General features: G+C 61.6%; 14 protein-coding genes and 1 pseudogene. 6 read left to right on the top strand and 9 right to left on the bottom strand.

Annotated elements, in window-relative coordinates:
* Positions 1-257: 257 nt before the first annotated feature.
* Both B0O95_RS13105 and B0O95_RS13110 read left to right on the top strand, forming a co-directional pair.
* Complete coding sequence (locus B0O95_RS13105) at positions 258-785, top strand: class IV adenylate cyclase (protein ID WP_104078281.1); 528 nt, start codon at positions 258-260, stop codon at positions 783-785.
* The gene (locus B0O95_RS13110) at positions 782-1,084 is read left to right on the top strand and encodes a 4a-hydroxytetrahydrobiopterin dehydratase (RefSeq protein WP_104078282.1); all 303 of its coding nucleotides are present in this window, start codon (positions 782-784) and stop codon (positions 1,082-1,084) included. The genes B0O95_RS13105 and B0O95_RS13110 overlap by 4 nt, the downstream gene beginning before the upstream one ends.
* Before the next feature lie 31 nt (positions 1,085-1,115).
* Here B0O95_RS13110 and B0O95_RS13115 read toward each other — a convergent pair whose 3' ends face one another.
* On the bottom strand, positions 1,116-1,337 hold the full coding sequence (locus B0O95_RS13115; RefSeq protein ID WP_104078283.1) for a DUF3717 domain-containing protein: 222 nt from the start codon (positions 1,335-1,337) through the stop codon (positions 1,116-1,118).
* Between the two features lie 75 nt (positions 1,338-1,412).
* Here B0O95_RS13115 and B0O95_RS13120 point away from each other — a divergent pair, with 75 nt between their 5' ends.
* Positions 1,413-2,099 carry a response regulator transcription factor gene (locus B0O95_RS13120; protein ID WP_104078284.1) on the top strand — a complete coding sequence of 229 codons (687 nt, stop codon included), beginning with the start codon at positions 1,413-1,415 and terminating at the stop codon, positions 2,097-2,099.
* A 56-nt stretch (positions 2,100-2,155) separates the two neighbouring features.
* On the top strand, positions 2,156-3,646 hold the full coding sequence (locus tag B0O95_RS13125) for a sensor histidine kinase (protein WP_233203367.1): 1,491 nt from the start codon (positions 2,156-2,158) through the stop codon (positions 3,644-3,646).
* Between the two features lie 56 nt (positions 3,647-3,702).
* Here B0O95_RS13125 and B0O95_RS13130 read toward each other — a convergent pair whose 3' ends face one another.
* The 6 genes and pseudogenes from B0O95_RS13130 to mnmC all read right to left on the bottom strand — a co-directional run bounded on the left by B0O95_RS13130 (position 3,703) and on the right by mnmC (position 11,382).
* Complete coding sequence (locus B0O95_RS13130) at positions 3,703-4,260, bottom strand: SET domain-containing protein (RefSeq protein ID WP_233203364.1); 558 nt, start codon at positions 4,258-4,260, stop codon at positions 3,703-3,705.
* Between the two features lie 124 nt (positions 4,261-4,384).
* A pseudogene (locus tag B0O95_RS16680) lies at positions 4,385-4,573 on the bottom strand (oxidoreductase); the annotation flags it as partial.
* Positions 4,574-4,606: 33 nt separating this feature from the next.
* Positions 4,607-5,251 (bottom strand): MarR family winged helix-turn-helix transcriptional regulator, encoded by a 645-nt coding sequence (locus tag B0O95_RS13140; RefSeq protein ID WP_104078287.1) that lies wholly within the window; start codon positions 5,249-5,251, stop codon positions 4,607-4,609.
* A 685-nt stretch (positions 5,252-5,936) separates the two neighbouring features.
* Positions 5,937-7,052: a YbdK family carboxylate-amine ligase gene (locus B0O95_RS13145; protein WP_104078325.1), complete on the bottom strand. Its 1,116-nt coding sequence runs from the start codon at positions 7,050-7,052 to the stop codon at positions 5,937-5,939.
* A gap of 70 nt (positions 7,053-7,122) precedes the next feature.
* Positions 7,123-8,325 (bottom strand): cation:proton antiporter, encoded by a 1,203-nt coding sequence (locus B0O95_RS13150; RefSeq protein WP_104078288.1) that lies wholly within the window; start codon positions 8,323-8,325, stop codon positions 7,123-7,125.
* A gap of 1,068 nt (positions 8,326-9,393) precedes the next feature.
* Positions 9,394-11,382 (bottom strand): bifunctional tRNA (5-methylaminomethyl-2-thiouridine)(34)-methyltransferase MnmC2/FAD-dependent 5-carboxymethylaminomethyl-2-thiouridine(34) oxidoreductase MnmC1, encoded by a 1,989-nt coding sequence (mnmC, locus tag B0O95_RS13155; protein WP_104078289.1) that lies wholly within the window; start codon positions 11,380-11,382, stop codon positions 9,394-9,396.
* Between the two features lie 345 nt (positions 11,383-11,727).
* Here mnmC and B0O95_RS13160 point away from each other — a divergent pair, with 345 nt between their 5' ends.
* Positions 11,728-12,006, top strand: coding sequence for an HU family DNA-binding protein (locus B0O95_RS13160; protein WP_104078290.1), 279 nt, complete (start codon positions 11,728-11,730; stop codon positions 12,004-12,006).
* Between the two features lie 115 nt (positions 12,007-12,121).
* Here the strand turns inward: B0O95_RS13160 and B0O95_RS13165 are convergent, their stop codons facing one another.
* Both B0O95_RS13165 and B0O95_RS13170 read right to left on the bottom strand, forming a co-directional pair.
* On the bottom strand, positions 12,122-13,417 hold the full coding sequence (locus B0O95_RS13165) for a GTP-binding protein (protein ID WP_104078291.1): 1,296 nt from the start codon (positions 13,415-13,417) through the stop codon (positions 12,122-12,124).
* 55 nt (positions 13,418-13,472) lie between these two features.
* Positions 13,473-13,922, bottom strand: a complete 450-nt coding sequence (locus tag B0O95_RS13170) for a lytic transglycosylase domain-containing protein (protein WP_104078326.1) — start codon at positions 13,920-13,922, stop codon at positions 13,473-13,475.
* A gap of 496 nt (positions 13,923-14,418) precedes the next feature.
* On the opposite strand from B0O95_RS13170, the gene gspD reads away from it, so the two are divergent.
* The gene (gene gspD, locus B0O95_RS13175) at positions 14,419-16,860 is read left to right on the top strand and encodes a type II secretion system secretin GspD (RefSeq protein ID WP_104078292.1); all 2,442 of its coding nucleotides are present in this window, start codon (positions 14,419-14,421) and stop codon (positions 16,858-16,860) included.
* The last annotated feature ends 23 nt before the right edge of the window (positions 16,861-16,883 follow it).

A 16,883-nucleotide genomic window follows, 5' to 3' on the forward strand; every position in this document is an offset into this window, starting at 1 on the left:
TGGATCATCTGCTCGACCCCCGGCCCGGATGCCCGGATCCACCGAGAACCGGTTCGCCAGCACGCAGCATGGCGTGCCCGCCCCCACAATGATGTAGCCATACTCGCCGGCGCCACTACGAGCCAGCGATTGCTGCCGCGCTGCGACTAGTCGAACAACAATGGGCACAATGACACGATGATACGCTAAGCTGCATGAGCAGCCGCGCGGCAGGCGCCGTTCGGCCATTTACCGCACTCATCGTCGTGGAGAGATCAATGGCACGTAACATCGAAATGAAGGCCCGGATTCCGAACATCGACGCGCTGCGCGAGCGCGCGGCGGCACTCGCCAACGGCGACGCCCCGCTGGTGTACCGCCAGCAGGATCACTTCTACGATGTGCCGCGCGGCAGGCTGAAATTACGGCAGTTTGAGGACGGCACGCCCGCTGAGTTGATCTTCTACCAACGCGATGACCGCGATGGCCCAAAGGTGTCGTTCTACCAGCGCTGTCCGGTCGCGAATCCGCACGCCACGCATGCGCTCCTGGCTGCGGCACTGGGCACGAGCGGCATCGTCACAAAAGAGCGCACCGTCTACCTGGCCGGCCGCACCCGGATTCATCTGGATCGCGTCGACGGCCTAGGTGATTTCGTCGAACTTGAAGTCGTGCTCGCGCAGGATGACGAGGAGGCAGGCGGCGAGGCCGAAGCACTCGATATCTTCGGCAAGCTGGGTGTATCCGACACAGACCTTGTGCCGCACGCCTATGTTGACCTGCTGCAGGAACAAGTGACGACATGATCCAGAAACTCAGCGCCGACGAGCGCTCGAAGCTCGGCTCGATATTGCCCGCATGGCAGCCGGTCAGCGGCCGTGACGCGATTCGGCGCCAGTTGCAGTTCGCCGACTTCAACGCGGCGTTCGGCTTCATGACTCGTGTGGCGATCAAGGCGCAGGAAATGAACCATCATCCGGAATGGTTCAATGTCTACAATCGGGTCGAAATCACGCTGGCCACGCACGAGGCAAGCGGCATCACCACGCGCGACGTCGAGCTGGCCGGCTTCATCGATTCGATCGCCGGCGCGTCATGCTGTTGAAAGCTCGCGCGGGCGCTGCCTTTCACAAATGTCAGCGCCCGTTCAACCGTATGTAAGCCTGCCACGCATCGCGCGCCACGGGGTCTAGCGCGTCCTCCGGAATGGCGTGCTGACGCGTTACAATCAAAAGCGCATAAGGTTTCGATAACGCGCTCGCCTCGTTGCCCAGGCGCAATTCATCGCCGGTGGACGGCGAGCGAGCACGCCAGTAGTTGATTGCAGCTTCCAGTTCGTGAATCGAGATATTGGACATTACGGGCCCTTGTGCAAAACGCGGGGCCTTGTCGCCCCGGCAGGCGGTCCAACCCATTGTACTTGAGCGACTTTCATGCGACTCCTCCTGATCGAAGATGACCGCCCCATCGCACGGGGTATCCAGAGCAGCCTAGAGCAGGCGGGCTTCACGGTGGACATGGTCCACGACGGCATTTTTGCGGAACAGGCCTTGACGCAGAACCGGCATGAACTCGTGATCCTCGACCTGGGTTTGCCGGGCATCGACGGCATGACGTTGCTGGCGCGATTCAGGCAGACGAATCGCCATACGCCGGTCATCGTGCTGACCGCCCGCGACGAATTGGACGACCGCGTGCAGGGCTTGAACAGCGGCGCCGACGACTACATGATCAAACCGTTCGAGCCGGCCGAACTCGAGGCCCGAATCCGTGCGGTCATGCGCCGCAGCGGATCGCATAGCGACATGCCGCGTCCGGAGGTGAGCCTCAGCGGACTGAGGCTATCCGGCGTCGATCGGCGCATCTTCAACGACGACAAGCCGCTCGAGTTGTCGCCGCGCGAGTTCGCGGTGCTTGAGATGCTGCTGTTGCGCCACGGGCGCGTGGTCAGCAAGGCGCAGTTGCAGGACCACCTGACGCACTTTGGCGGCGACCTCGGCGACACGGCGATCGAGGTCTATGTGCACCGCGTACGCAAGAAGCTCGAGCATTGCCGCGTTGAAATCGTGACCGTGCGCGGCTTCGGCTACCTGCTTCAGGAAATCCGCCAGAATTCGTGATTGCCGCCAAGAGTCTACGCCGCTCGCTGCTGCGCAAGCTGGCGGCGCCGTTGTCGATGCTGGCATTGATGAGCGGACTCATCGCGTACTGGCTCGCGTGGGAATACACCGAGCGAGTCGTTGACCGTTCGATGGTCGACTTGGCCAGCGCGATTGCACGGCAGGTCGAGCTGTCCGGGCCGGACGCGCCGCGGACCGTGCCGCCGCTCACGCATGCGATGTTTTCCGATCCGGTGCAGCAGTTGATCTACCGTGTGAGCCGCGGCAATCAGCTAATCGCTGGCGACCCGGCATTGCCGCTGCACGGCACGCGGGTGCGCCACATGCGCTACGCGTACGTGTTCGACGCCCGCTATGGCGACAGCCTGGTGCGGGTAGCCCAGGTACGGGTCGAACAGGTAAACGGCGATGCAATCATCATCGAGGTGGGCCAGCACGTCACACACGGCTACCAAATCGCTGCTGAATTCCTCGTCGCGATCATGATGCCGCTGCTGATTTTGCTGTTCGCCGGTTGGGCAATCGTATGGCGCGTAGTCAACCAGCAATTGAATCCGCTCACCAACCTGGCTGACTCGCTGAACCGCCAGACGCACCGATCGCTGGAGCCCGTGGACGAAACGCACGTGCCACTGGAAATCCGCCCATTGACCAGTGCGCTGAACGCGTTACTCGATCGGTTGAAAGCGGCGCTAGACGCACAGCGCAAGTTCATTGCAGATGCCGCGCACCAACTGCGCACGCCGTTGACCGCAATCAAGCTACATGCCGAACAGGCCAGCGTGGCCAAGGACAACACGACGTTGCGGCTTGCGCTACACGAGCTGCGCACCTCGGCAGACCGCGCAGTGCGCCTATCTAACCAGTTGTTGTCGTTAGCCCGTGCGGAACCGGAGGAGCAAAACGCGCGATTCGTCGACATCGACCTGACCGAGCTTGCGTTCGACACCGGCGCGGAATGGGTGCCCCGTGCGCTGGCCGCGCAGCTGGATCTGGGCTTTCACTACGATCCGCCACCGGATGGCAAACCGCTGATCGTGCGGGGCAATCCAGTGCTGCTACGCGAGGTCATCGGCAACTTGATTGATAACGCGCTCAAATATGTACCACCGGCGCGGCCCAGCGGCGGCGGCACCGTCACGGTCACGGTCGGCCATGTCGATGTCCCGCTCCACGATGCCGGATCAACCGACGATCGCGCGACTGTGGCCGTCGAACCAGCCACCCGCGCCCCCGGAGCCCGGCCGCCCGCCGACCTACGCCGCTGGGCGGAAGTGGTTGTCGAGGATAACGGCCCCGGGGTGCCGAAGGCGCTGCATGCCGACCTGTTCAAGCGCTTTTTCCGCGGCGATGCGCAGACCGGCAGCGAAGGACCGATGGGCGCGGGCCTAGGGCTGGCCATCGTGCGGGACATCATCGCGCTGCACGGTGGCTCGGTCCACTATGAAGACGCGCCAGGCGGCGGATCGCGATTCATCGTGCGCCTGCCACTGCCGTCGTTACGCCAGCCTGGACACGATGATCCGCCGCCGAGACCAGTCCACTGAACTCTGGCGCGGCCTACGAATGCAACCTGGCCCGCCGGCGCGGGCCCCAGCCGCGTTCAGCGCTTTTTCTTCACCGAGGCCGAATTGCCGTGCTGGCGACTGCTGTTGCGCGGCTTCACGTCGCCGCTGCTGGCACGCGGCTTTTTACCGCCGCCGCCGGGTACCGGCGACGATGTTGCGAGCATCGTGCCGCGGCACTTCTTCGCGCCGCACCGGCATTCATATTCCTTCTTCAGCTTCTTTGTCAGTCGTGCGTCGATGACCAGCCCATAGTCGTAGAACAACTCCTCATCCGGCTCGATCGTGCGGATCGCATGGATGAACACGCGCCCGTCGATCTCCTGCGCTTCGCAGTTCGGCGCACACGAATGATTGATCCAGCGCGCACTGTTGCCGTCAACCTTACCATCGATCACTGTGCCGTCATCTAGCGCGAAATAAAATGTATGGTTTGGCTGCTCGGGATCGTGCGGATGGCGACGCAGCGCTTCCTTCCAGGAAATGCGCTCTCCTTTGTATTCGATCAGCTGCTCGCCCGGCGCAATCCTGCTGGTCGCGAACACGCCTTTGCCATGCACTCCAGAGCGGCGTACGGCGATCCTGCGTGAACTCATCGAATCGTCCTTCCCCGAAGAATCAACTGTGAAACTCCGCATCGTACACGCACACCCTTGTGCTGTTCAACGCGGGCACGCATCGAATGCATCGCGGATCGCACCGACGAGCCGTACCGCACATGTCCCACAGTCCGAGGTCCGCTGGCGTGATACGGCCGGCCGGTTCCACCACACTCGCCTCGATGTCCAGCATGCCGGCCCTGGACAGCGCCAGTTGGCCCAGATGGATCATGTGCCAGTCCGCGACCCCGCCCTGCGACGCTGAGTACTGGCACATCGGCGACATGACGATCCGGTTCGCGAGCGTCATGTCGCGCAGCCGACAACGTTGCAGCGCTCGCCCTCAGGCAGCTTGCGAGAAGATCTTCCAGGTTCTCTTCTGTGTGGGTACGTCGGCTTCTTCAAAGACCGAACAATCGAGCCGCAGGTCTGTGTCGCCCATCGACAGATCGAGCAACTCGCACCGGTGCGGTGTCTTCTTCGGAGTTTTGCTCGGCACAAAATGAGTACATGAGACACACATCCGATGACGCGGAATATGGTCCTTCTCCTGCATCTGCCAGATCATCTTCAACAACGAGCGATAGAAGTGCGATTGCTCCTCCGTGCGCAGCACACTGAGCGCATGCCCGATAAAGTCGGGCCATTGCAACGCCTTTTTGGCAGCCGTCTTGCCGCGCGCGCTCAGGCGCACCGCGAGCGCCCGCCCATCGTCCAGCGCGCGGCGTTTCTCGACCAAGCCCTTGCTCTCCAGGGTACTAACCGCATCGCTGGTGGTGGCCGGCGTCAATGCCGTCTCACGCGCGATCTCGCCCAGACGCATCGGTCCCTTGCGCTGCATCAGCAACACCAGGATTTCTCCCTGGGTCGGCGTTAGGCCCACGCCTTCTGCCCAGCCCCAGGCCTGGCTGCGCATTGCCGTACTCAGCCGCAGCAACCCATGGGTAATTCGACCGGTTACCCTATCGCCGTAGACCCCTTCGCTCATAGTCGTGTTTTGCAATCCATCCAAGATAATTATAAAGATGGGAACCTGCAGCGATGCACTGCGGCTCCCGCCGCCCGGTTTACTGCTGGCGCCGTGCAGCCGTGCGCCAGGACGCCAACAATGAAAGTTCGTACCACGATGTTCTGGTGGCCACGTTACCGGATCGACGTGTCCATTCTATGCGAGCCTGGATGATAGGTCATGTCGCAATCGGACATAAACTGTGGATAAACCCGTGAAAAAACGGCGTCGATCACGGTGCATCGATTCTGAATAAGTGTCCGACGGTAGCGACAAGCTAACATCTGTTCATCGCGATCCACCGTAGCAACGCCGTAATCTCTATTGTTATCATTTTCATAACATATTGATGTACTAGTGTTTTCTGCGATTTTCCACGCTGTGGGCCCGCCTTTGTTAACGACTATTATCGTTGTATACGAAAGTTCTGATCACCCTGGTGAGGAGGTCGAATCGAGTTCACTACCGTATTAAGCGCAAACATTTCCAACGTTTACCAAGCTTTCCGGACGCCTACATATTATGGCGGACAACGATAAATTGCCGAGGTTCCGTGGGGCTATTCGTTATTCAGCAAGTCGATCCGGGCGCGGCCACCACGCGCCATACAGCCGGGATTGCGAAACAATTGCCGGCACAGCGATAGCAGCAACGCGGCGATGTGTCAGCCTCGCCAGCGTAGCGTCTGCTGCCGCACCACTTCGGGTAACGACTGTTCCTGGCTGAAGACATTGCGCAGCCATGTCGCATCATTTTCGCCGCCTCGCGCGATTCGCTCAATGTCGGTCAGCGCGCCGATCGAGCCCAGCGCGCGCGCATGCGGCTCTAGTGCAGCAAGCGTCGCCAGGATATCTTCACCGATCGTGCGCCGCTCACGGGTCTGTGGATTGACAAGTACACCGGAAAGTCCGAAACGGCATGCCTCAAAACGGTTGAACGTATAGACGAGATAGTCGTCCTCGGACAGCGTCAGCGGCCGGTCGAGCAGTAAGTAACGCGCGAGCGCCTGGATGTACGACGCAATCGCCGCAGCCCGATCGATCGACAGCGGCGTATCCATCACGCGTACCTCAATGGTGCCGTAGCCGGGCTTCGGCCGGATGTCCCAGTAGAAGTCCTTCATGCTGTTCACCACACCGGTGCTGACCATTTTCGAGAAATACGTCTCGAAACCTTCCCACGTCAGCTCGTACGGCGCGCGGCCCGAGAGCGGAAATGCAAATACCGAATTTAGCCGCGCCGAATGAAATCCCGTATCCACACCCTGCACGTACGGCGATGAGGCCGACAACGCGATGAAATGCGGAATATACCGCGACATCGAATGCAGTAGGAACAATGCACTGTCCGCGTCCGGGCAGCCGACGTGCACATGCTGGCCGAACACGGTGAACTGCTTGGCCAGATAGCCGTACAGTTCCGATAGATACTGGAATCGCGGCATGTCGAAGATCTGCCGCTCGTTCCATTGCTGGAATGCATGCGTGCCACCGCCGCATAGCCCGACATTGAGTTGGTCGGCCGCGCAAACCAGCATGTCGCGCAGCGCGCGAAGCTCGTCCAGCGCTTGTGCGTGGGAGCGGCAAATGCCGGTCGACAGTTCGATCATGCTTTCGGTGATCTCGGGTGTGACCACGCCCGGGGCCTTTTGGTCCTTGATCAGTCGCATCAGGTCGGATGCGGCCTTGGTCAAGTCATAGTCGTGCGTATTGACGACCTGAATCTCTAGCTCGATGCCGAACGTGAACGGTTCCGAATTGATGAAGGGTTCGAGTGCCATGATCAACGCCTCTGGATGCTTCGCTTGTTTTACACCTGGCCGCAGCCGCGATACGCGGCTGCGCCAATCGTCATTGACGCCGTTCACCCGCGCGCGCCAGTCCCCAATACACGAGCAGTGGCGCAACCAGTTGCAGCGTGACAATCGAGCACATCAGCACGGCTCGGAACGCGGGGTCGAAGTCAGGATACAACGCATAGGTGTCGTCCATCAGCAAGTACGCGAGCGCGGACATCGGCGCAAGCGACACGCCCAGCGCAGTGCCTTGACGCAGGTCGATACCGCTGGGCTTAGCGAATGCCAGTACACCCACCAGCTTGGCGACGAAGCGCGCGACGATTAACACAAGCGCGGCCAATCCACCCATTGCGATCTGCGACCATTGGAAGCTGAGCAGCGTCAACACAAACAGGATCACGGTTAGCAGCCAGCCGGCGCTGCCGAAATGCTCGGGCCACAGCTGCGGGCGCTCATCCAAGTTCTTGAAGATGATTCCCGCCGCGAGCAAGGCCAGGACCGTCGACAGCTTGAACAGATGCGCGATGGCGATCGCCAGGAGCACGAGGCCAAAGATCGCGACAAATGAATGCTCGTCTTGCAAACCGATACGCCGGTACAGGAAATTACAACTGCGCGCGAGCCCATAGGCCAGCACTGACGAGCCGACGATCAAGTAGATCGGCTGCACAATCGTGGCGAACGCGTTGCCGTAGTACTCCTGGTGCAACCAGCCAGACACCAGCTTCACCAATACGACAGCGTACATACTGTTGAGTGCCGCGAGGGTCAGCAAACGCTGCGTGACCTGCCCCTGCGCACGCAGTTCGGTCTTTAACTGGATTACCATCGCAGGCGAAGTCGCGATCGCGATCGCCGCCAGCACGGTTGCCTCGACGACCGGCATCTTCAACGACAGCAATGCGCCAAGCACCGCGATAAACGTCAACGCGCCCTCGGCCAGACTCGATACGATCAGCCATGGATTCTTGCGTAACCAACGCAAGTCGACGCGGCTGCCAAGCTCAAACAGCAATAAGCCGAGTGCCACGTCCATCAACAAGCGTGTCGAAAAACCCAATGTCGCATCAATCGCATGCGCACCGGCGCCCGAAGCCACCAGGCCGATGATCGCATAACCGGTAATGCGCGGTAAGCGAAACGCCCGCCAACAGGCTTCACCGCACAACCCGGCGATCAGTAAGACGAGGCCGGCATAGAAAACCGCGTCGGGAACCAGCGGCCAGCTCGGAAAAAAAGAAAACGCCGACTTCATCGTGATGCCTTCTCCTGTCAAGTATCCAGCGTTTCTGCAAAGTATTTGCCTAGGGGACAGTCGTTGCGCACCACCGGCGCGGCTGGCTCATTATCTACGATCGTCACCGGTTTGCGCGTGGCCGCCGAGCGGCACGCATGGCGAGATACCCCGTGCGAACACCGCATCGAAACACCGCGGTGTGAAGAAATCCGCAGCCTGATATGACCGTTGGGCACATTCCGTCAAGGTGGCGGCTGCGTCGACTGACGGGCGCGCCCGCTGTTGCACCGCAGATCGTTATAGCTATGCGTCCCGCGCGATGCCGGATAAGCCGGATTGGCTGCCCGAGCAAATACGAGCAGAGTAGAAAGTGCCTGATTTTGCCACAGCCCGGCTATCCCGAAGCAACGTTGTGGATCTCGAATGAAATCGATACGCCTGAGCCGGTAAAAACAACGCAGTATTCATTGGCCAGGTATGAACGATAGGTAATTTTGACCGATGCATGCCACCCGCGATGCTATTCGAAGAGTTTGACGGATGTGCGTCCGTTCCCGAGTAGCCGCTCAATGCATTGACACCGGTCTTGTTCACTTGACTCCCGCGTAATCAAACCCCCTTAGTAGATGCGACAGTTGGGTTAGCAAACCGTACTGCACGGGTGTAATGGCAAATTGCTTACAGCGCGCGAAGAACAGCGAGTAGTGAAGTTAATTGACTTGGTGCATGAGGAAATCTGGCTGTGTTGTGTAGACGGTCCTGACATATCGTACGTTCGTCTAGCTCGGCATGACCGAACGTTGGTTTTAAGGTTTACCGTATATGTAAACGTAGTAGCAGTTAACAAAGCGATGCTCTGCCTGTGGATAACCTAAGTTAACCTCTTGTAAACATCTACTTGCCATATTGAGAAGTCTCCGGAAAAAATGTGCGGCGCGCATTGCTTTCGCCGAACAACTTTCTTACCGCAAGTTCACAGCCAGCTGTTACCCAGAATGGGTCCACATGTCGTGCGTCAGTAACCCATACGGTTATCCACAGCACGAGGTGGATAACCGCGAACGGGCGTCAGGCTAACGCGCCGCTCTATCGCTGAGCTGAAGCGCGCAGTGTCCGCAGCAGGTAACGCGCCGGATCCAATGCATCGGCCAGGTCCCGCTCCAGAGGCCAAGGCTCGCCGTTGATCTGGCTGGCGAGCAATTCGCCGCCTATCGCCGACCACACGAGTCCTCGTGAACCATAAGCGAATGCACCGTACAGGCCAGGGCGCCGTTGCAGGTCCGGCAGCCGTGCACCGGACTGGGAGGCGCCGGCTGCCATCGGATTCGCTTCGTCCGCCAGCGGACCGACCATGGGCAGCCGGTCACTGACCACGCAGCGTAGGCCCACCCGCCCCTGTACCCTGGCCCAGTCGATTGACGGCGCAATTCCCGGTATTAGCGCGCGCAGGCGGGCGAGATTCTCGTCATGTGACGCGCGCCGCTCGTCCAAGCCGGTGTCGTCCATGTCGTAGCTGGCACCGGTCATCAGGCGGCCTTTATCCAGTGCCAGTGCGTAGCCATCGCCGATTACGGGCACACGAAGCGAAGTCGGCGCGGCATGTGGCAATATTGTCAATTGCCCGCGAGCCGATCGCACCGGCGCGTGTGCCAAATGGCCCAGACGGACCGCGTCGTGCGCGTTGGCGATGACCGCGACGGGCGCCGTGGCGATCCGCCTGCCCGCTGCATCAAGCGCGTGCCAGCCTTCCACATCATGGACGAGTTGCTCAACGCGCACGCCGAACAGCGTGCGCCACGCCGGGCTTTGGCCGTTTGCGGCGAGCGCGGTGCGAGCCGCGGCCAATTGGGCGCGGCACAGCGATGGCGGCGCGATCCACCCGCCATATGGAAACCAGACGCCGCCGCGTTCAAGCGTGACGCCAGCGTAGACGCTGGCTGTATCGCGGTCCACCGCGACGGCGAATCCAGTTGGCAGTCCGGCCGCGGCGAGGGCGTTGCGTAACGCCGCGGCGTCGACGTCGTCTTGCGCGAGCTGCAGCAGCCCGCCGGCGTGCCAATGCAGCGTATGGCCGGCGTCGGCCAATGCCTGCCAGGCTCGCAGCGCATACAGGAAGCCCGCACTCGAGAGCCGCGTGGCGGGTGTCACCGTGCGCGCGATCATCGGATGGAACACGCCCGCCGGGTTACCTGACGCTTCGCTCGCCGGTGCTTCGCGTTGTTCCAGCAGTGTGATCGCCCAGCCACGCGCAGCCAGCCGCTCGGCTACCGCGCAGCCGGCCAGTCCCGCGCCGACCACGATCGCATGGCGGTGCGTCCAGGCAGCGCGCGGCGGCGGTTCGTGGCGCCGGACCCGGTAGGCCGGTGCAAATTCACCGACCAGCATGTCGCGCTTGGTGCCGTAGCCCCGTGCCTTACGGTGCACGAAACCGGCGACGGTGAGCGCGGCTTTGACCTTGCCGGCCGAGGTATAAGTGGCGAACGTGGCGCCGACTTCGGCCATCCTGGCCAGCGCCTTGAAGATCGCGGGCGACCATAGCGCGTCGTTCTTGGCCGGTGAGAAGCCGTCGAGATAGAACGCATCGGCGCGCACGGCCAGCTTGGGCAGCATTTGCGCTGCATCACCCAGTGCCAGTGTCAATGTGACGCGTCCATTATCGAACGCCAGCCGATGGATGCCGGGCGTGAGCATGGGCCAGGCGCTTACCAGCTCGTGCGCGAGGCCTGCAAGTTCGGCATGCGAATCGAGCAGGCGCGTGAGCAGCGTGTCAAGATTGTCGCGGCTGAACGGATGTTTTTCGACGGAAACGAAATGCAGCCGATCGCATCGCGAGGGGTCGCCGCGCCATTGCGACCATGTGACGAGGAAGTTCAAGCCGAGCCCGAAGCCGGTCTCCACAATCGAAAACACCGCCTTGTGTTGCCAATTGGCGGGTAGCCGATTTCCCGTAACGAACACGTGCAGCGCCTGGCCGATACCTCCCATCGCGCTATGGTAGACATCGTCGAACAGCGGCGAATAAGGGGTGCCATCCTCGCGCAATGCAAGCTGCGCGGCAACGAGCGGACCAGTCATCGGGTTCTAACGTTGGCAAAAACCAACGCTGACCGGGTTTTTATTGGGATGGGAGCGAACATCACGTTCCTTTTCGGCACAAACTGCGCACAGCGTGTGAAAGAGCAGGTAAATTCTGCAGAACCCTTGTCAATAAAGGGTTTGCCGTGGTTATCATAGCAAGTATCGTCTACACACGTAGGGGGGTGCCAGTTCGAGCTGGGAGGCGGCAACGCTAATGTTGCATCGCCGCAGGTGGCTCGGGGAACGCTTGCAGCAAGATCGCGGGACTCGACGCCAGGGCGCGCGCACGTATAATCGGCGCGTTTGTGGCGTTCATAATCAACCAACTTTAAAAGGATACGTATGAACAAACAGGAACTGATCGACACGGTCGCCGCGCAGACCGGTGCCAGCAAGGCGCAAACCGGCGAGACGATCGACACGCTGCTCGAAGTTATTAAGAAGGCCGTGTCCAAGGGCGACAGCGTCCAGTTGATCGGCTTCGGCAGCTTCGGCTCGGGCAAGCGCGCAGCGCGCACTGGCCGTAACCCGAAGACCGGCGAGACGATCAAGATTCCCGCTGCAAAGACGGTCAAGTTCACGGCCGGCAAGGCGTTCAAGGACGCCGTCAACAAGCGTTAAGCGCTGACGCAGGCAGCCGTGCCGCCCGCCGTCCGTGAGCGGGTGCACTTTCCCCGCGCCACGTCCGGTGAACGTGCCGGACGTGGCGCGCGGCGCCGCGGTGTACATTGACCGGCTAGCGAACGCCGGCAACCCCGGGTGTGTTCCCGGGCGGGTCATCGGCATCGCTGATGTGATCGAACGTTTCGCTCCATTGCGGAAACGGGTCGGCGAATTCCTGCCATGCCGACGGATCGGCGCCCTCCTGTCCCGCTTGCCATTGCGTATCGGTCAGCACGCACGCGTCAAGCCGTGCTTGCCACGCATCGCGATCCAGATGCGCACCGATCAGCACCAGTTCCTGGCGACGATCACCGATCGTCGGATCGCTCCAATCCCCCTGCCAATCCGTTTCCAACTCCGACAGAAACGCGTCGTCCTGCGGCCACGTGTCGCGCGGCTGGGCGGCCCACCACGTCCCAGCTGGCCCGTGCCGGCATACCGTGCCGGCCTGAGACAGCGTGCCGGCAAGATCGTTGCGGGTAGCGAGCCAGAAAAAACCCTTGCTGCGCAGCACGCCGCGCCAGGCCGTCTCGTCGTGCAGCAGGTCCCAGAATCGTTGCGGATGAAACGGCCGGCGTGACCGATACACCACATTGCCGATGCCGAATGCGTCGGCCTCGCCGGAATGATCGTGATGCAGTGACGCGAGCCAGCCTGGCGCGCTTGCCGCCAGATCGAAATCGAAGCGGCCGGTGTTGAACACGTCGGTCAGCGGCACGTCAGCAAAGCGCGAGACGACTTGGCGTGCGCGCGGATTGATCCGCGCAAGGATGTGCTGTAGCCGGGATAGCTCGTCGGCGCTGACCAGATCGGCCTTGTTCAGCACCAGCACGTCACAAAACTCCACTTGCTCGATCAGCAGCTCGACCAGCGCGCGATCATCGCCGGCATCGGCGGCCATGCCGCGGTCGGCCAACGCGTCGGCCGATTCATAGTCACGCAGGAAATGGCACGCATCGACCACCGTGACGATGGTGTCCAGCCTGGCAAGGTCGGCGAGTGCTACGCCGTCGCTGTCGACGAACGTGAAGGTTTCGGCGATCGGCAACGGTTCTGCGATGCCGGTCGATTCGATTAGGATCGCATCAAAGCGGTTCTCTGCGGCAAGCCGCTTGACCTCACGCAGCAGATCGTCGCGCAACGTGCAGCAGATGCAGCCATTCGAAAGCTCAACGAGCCGCTCATCGACGTGCGACAGCTCGCTCGCGCCGCGTACCAGTTGCGCATCGATATTGACCGACGCGACATCATTGACGATGACGGCCACGCGTAAGCCGGCGCGGTTCGCGAGGATATGATTGAGCAGTGTGGTCTTGCCGGCGCCAAGGAAGCCGCAGAGTACGGTGACAGGCAGGGGGGCGGAAGTCATCGTCACATTCTACGCCTGCCGCCGCCGTCGCTTGTGCCGTTCAACTCAGGTCAGCTCAGCGCTGCGCGAGCAGGTTCCACTTGTTCAGGATCGCCATGATTTGCTTAGCGTACTTGTCGCGCAGCGCCGGTGTTTCGGAATGGTAAGAACCGACCGCCTGCCAGGTATTGCCGTACTTGTCCATTTGGCGCCGCAAGTGCCAGGCGGCGATGTAGACGGCTTTGCATGGTTCCATGAGCGTTTGGTGCGAGATACCGTACGACGCAAGCTTGGGTAGATGGATCGAGTTGATCTGCATCAGGCCGTAGTCGGTCGAGCCATTCGCGTTCTTGTGCAGCGCATCGGGCCGGTTGTGCGACTCCTGCCACGCGATCGCGCGCAGGATCAGTGGATTTACGTGATGATAGGCAGCCGCGTTGTCGAAGCAGTCCGCATGCGCGCGCGGCGACGTCAGCGCGAGCAGGCTGGCGGCAAAGGCGACCGAGGTGACGGATCTCAATTTCATCGTTTCGGACAGGAGCAGTTTCAAGGCGGCACCCGGCGTGTACAATGCGACTCCGGCACGGCCGGCGCGTGCCGGCACGCGTACCCTCGTGCCACTTCGTCGCTCATGGTAACGCATCGGGATGCCCGGTCTGGGGCGTGGCTTCGCGCCGGCACGCGTCACTGCGCGGCGCGCCACCGAGTTGTGCCGCGCGTGGCCCATTATCTGGCACGATAGGCGGCGGAACTAGGCGTTTGCCCACAGAGGCGGCAGGCGGAATAATCCGCCGCTGGCATTTTTGCCATTGTGAGCAATGCGTGCGCAAGTAAGGATCGGTTAGAGATAGCTTTTTGTCCGAATTCGACGAATGATCGTTCTTGTGATAGTTCAGCGTTAAAAAGCTGTTAATGTTGCAATTTTGGCACCCCGCATGGCATCTTTTGCGGCATTACACCAAACTACTTGCATAATTGATCGGCCTGAGCACCGCCCGGCCGGCGCCAAACACCACTATCCAATGACACAGAATCGTTTTCCTGCGCGGCGCATGGCGCGTTCGCTGCTGGTCGCGGGTCTGATCGCCGCCGTGCTCGGGGCGTCGCCCGCTCGCGCGCAGGTCACCTTGAATTTCGTCGACGCTGATATTGACCAGGTCGCCAAGGCAGTCGGCGCGGCGACCAACAAGACGATCATTGTCGACCCCCGCGTTAAGGGGCAATTGAACCTTGTTTCCGAGCAGCCGGTGCCGCAGGATCAGGCGCTCAAGACGCTGCAGTCCGCGTTGCGGATGCAAGGTTTCGCGCTAGTGCAGGACCATGGGGTGCTGAAGGTCGTGCCGGAAGCCGATGCGAAGCTGCAAGGCGTGCCAACCTATATCGGCAACACGACACCGGCCCGCGGCGACCAAGTGGTCACGCAGGTGTTCCAACTGCGCAACGAGTCAGCGAACAACCTGCTGCCGGTGTTGCGTCCATTGATCTCGCCAAATAACCAAATTGCCGCCTATCCGGCGAACAATACGTTGGTGGTGACCGACTACGCGGACAACGTGCGCCGTATCGGCCGGATCATCCAGGGCATCGACACGTCGGCCGGGACACAGGTGCAGATCGTGCCGTTAAAGAACGCCAGCGCAGTCGATGTCGCGCAACAACTGGGCAAGCTGCTCGACCCGGGTGCGATCGGGGGCACCGATGCAACGCTGCGCGTGAGCGTGAACGCTGACCCGCGGACCAATTCGGTGCTGCTGCGTGCGGCGAGCCCGTCAAGGCTGGCGGCGGCGAAATCGTTGATTGCGACGCTGGACGCGCCGACGACGCAACCGGGCAATATCCACGTGGTGCCGCTGCGCAACGCGGAAGCGGTGCGCTTGGCCAAGACGCTGCGCGGCATGCTCGGACAGGGCAGTCGCGGCGCAACGGGCTCGGAATCGCTAGGCAGCGGCGGCAAATCCGATTCATTCGGCGGCGGTCTTGGCAGCTCCACCGGCGCCTCTGGGCTGCCACCGCTGCCGTCGGGCTCGTCCAGTGCAATGAGCAGCAACCCGCTGTCGGGCCGTGGCGGCGCCGGCGGATTCGGCTCCGGGCAGTCGAGGGACCAGAGTTTCAGCGACAAGGAAAGTAGCAACGACGACAATGCGCAGGGCGGCATCGTGCAGGCCGACCCAGCCACCAATTCGCTCATCATCACCGCGCCAGAGCCGTTGTACCGGAACATCCGCAACGTGATCGACCAGCTCGACCAGCGCCGGGCGCAGGTCTACATCGAAGCGGTGATCGTGGACATGAACGCGACCACCGGCGCCAACCTTGGTATCCAATGGCAGGGCGCGCTGCTGTCGAACAACGGCAATAATGCACTGTATGGCGGCTCGAACTTCAATGCAAACGGCAGCCAGGGCATCGTCGGCTTGACTGCCACTGGCGCTATCGTCGCGCAGAACCCGGCCACTGCGGCCGCACAGATTGGTCCGAACAACCTGCTTAATAACGGCCTGAACATCGGCCTGTTGCACCGCTTCGGCAAGATCTTCGGCCTGGGCGGCCTGTTGCAGGCGCTGGCCACTAGCAGCGATACCAACATCCTGTCCACGCCTAACCTGATCACGCTGGACAATGAAGAGGCGCGGATCGTGGTCGGCCAAAACGTACCGGTGGTGACCGGTTCGTACGCGACGCCGACCGCCAATACGACGACGTCGGTCAGCGCGTTCAACACGTTCGATCGCCAGGACGTGGGGATCACGCTGCATATCAAGCCGCAGATCAGCGAGGGCGGTGTGCTGAAGCTGCAAATCTACCAGGAGGATTCCGCCGTGCAACAAGGCACGGAGTCCAACCCTGGTGGGGTGTCGATCACCAAGCGCTCGATCCAGTCCACCGTGCTCGCGGATGACGGCGAGATCATCGTGCTCGGCGGCCTGATCCAGGACAACTACATGAACGGCAATTCGAAGGTGCCTTGGCTGGGCAATATCCCGGTGATCGGCAGCCTGTTCCGTAGCGAACAGAAGGCGCGCACGAAATCGAACCTGATGGTGTTCCTGCGCCCGGTGATCGTGCGCGATCAGAGCACCAGTAGCCAGCTGGCGCTGGACCGCTACGAATACTTGCGCGCTGAGCAGGCCGCATACCAATCGGATAACCGGATCATCAAGGACCGCGAAACGCCGTTGCTGCCGCCCGCGCCGCTGGGGCCGAACGAGGGAGGCGGGCCCGCGGCGAACAACGTGTTCGACCTGCGCTCGACATATGGCCACGGCGGGCCGTACCATGGCAATGGAGCCGATGCGCGTGACAACGGCGCGGCGGCGGCGAGCGCACCGCCCGCTGTTGGTACTGCACCGGGTGCCCTCGGTGCAACCGACGCGTCCGTCGATAATGCCGCTGCACTGGTGGGCGCGTCGCCTGCACCCGCGTCGCCGGCTGATTCCACGGTGGCGCCCGGACAGCGTCCGTGACGCCCGCCCTTTCTGTACCGACA

It is taken from the genome of Mycetohabitans endofungorum (assembly GCF_002927045.1).
In the GTDB taxonomy this organism is placed as follows: domain Bacteria; phylum Pseudomonadota; class Gammaproteobacteria; order Burkholderiales; family Burkholderiaceae; genus Mycetohabitans; species Mycetohabitans endofungorum.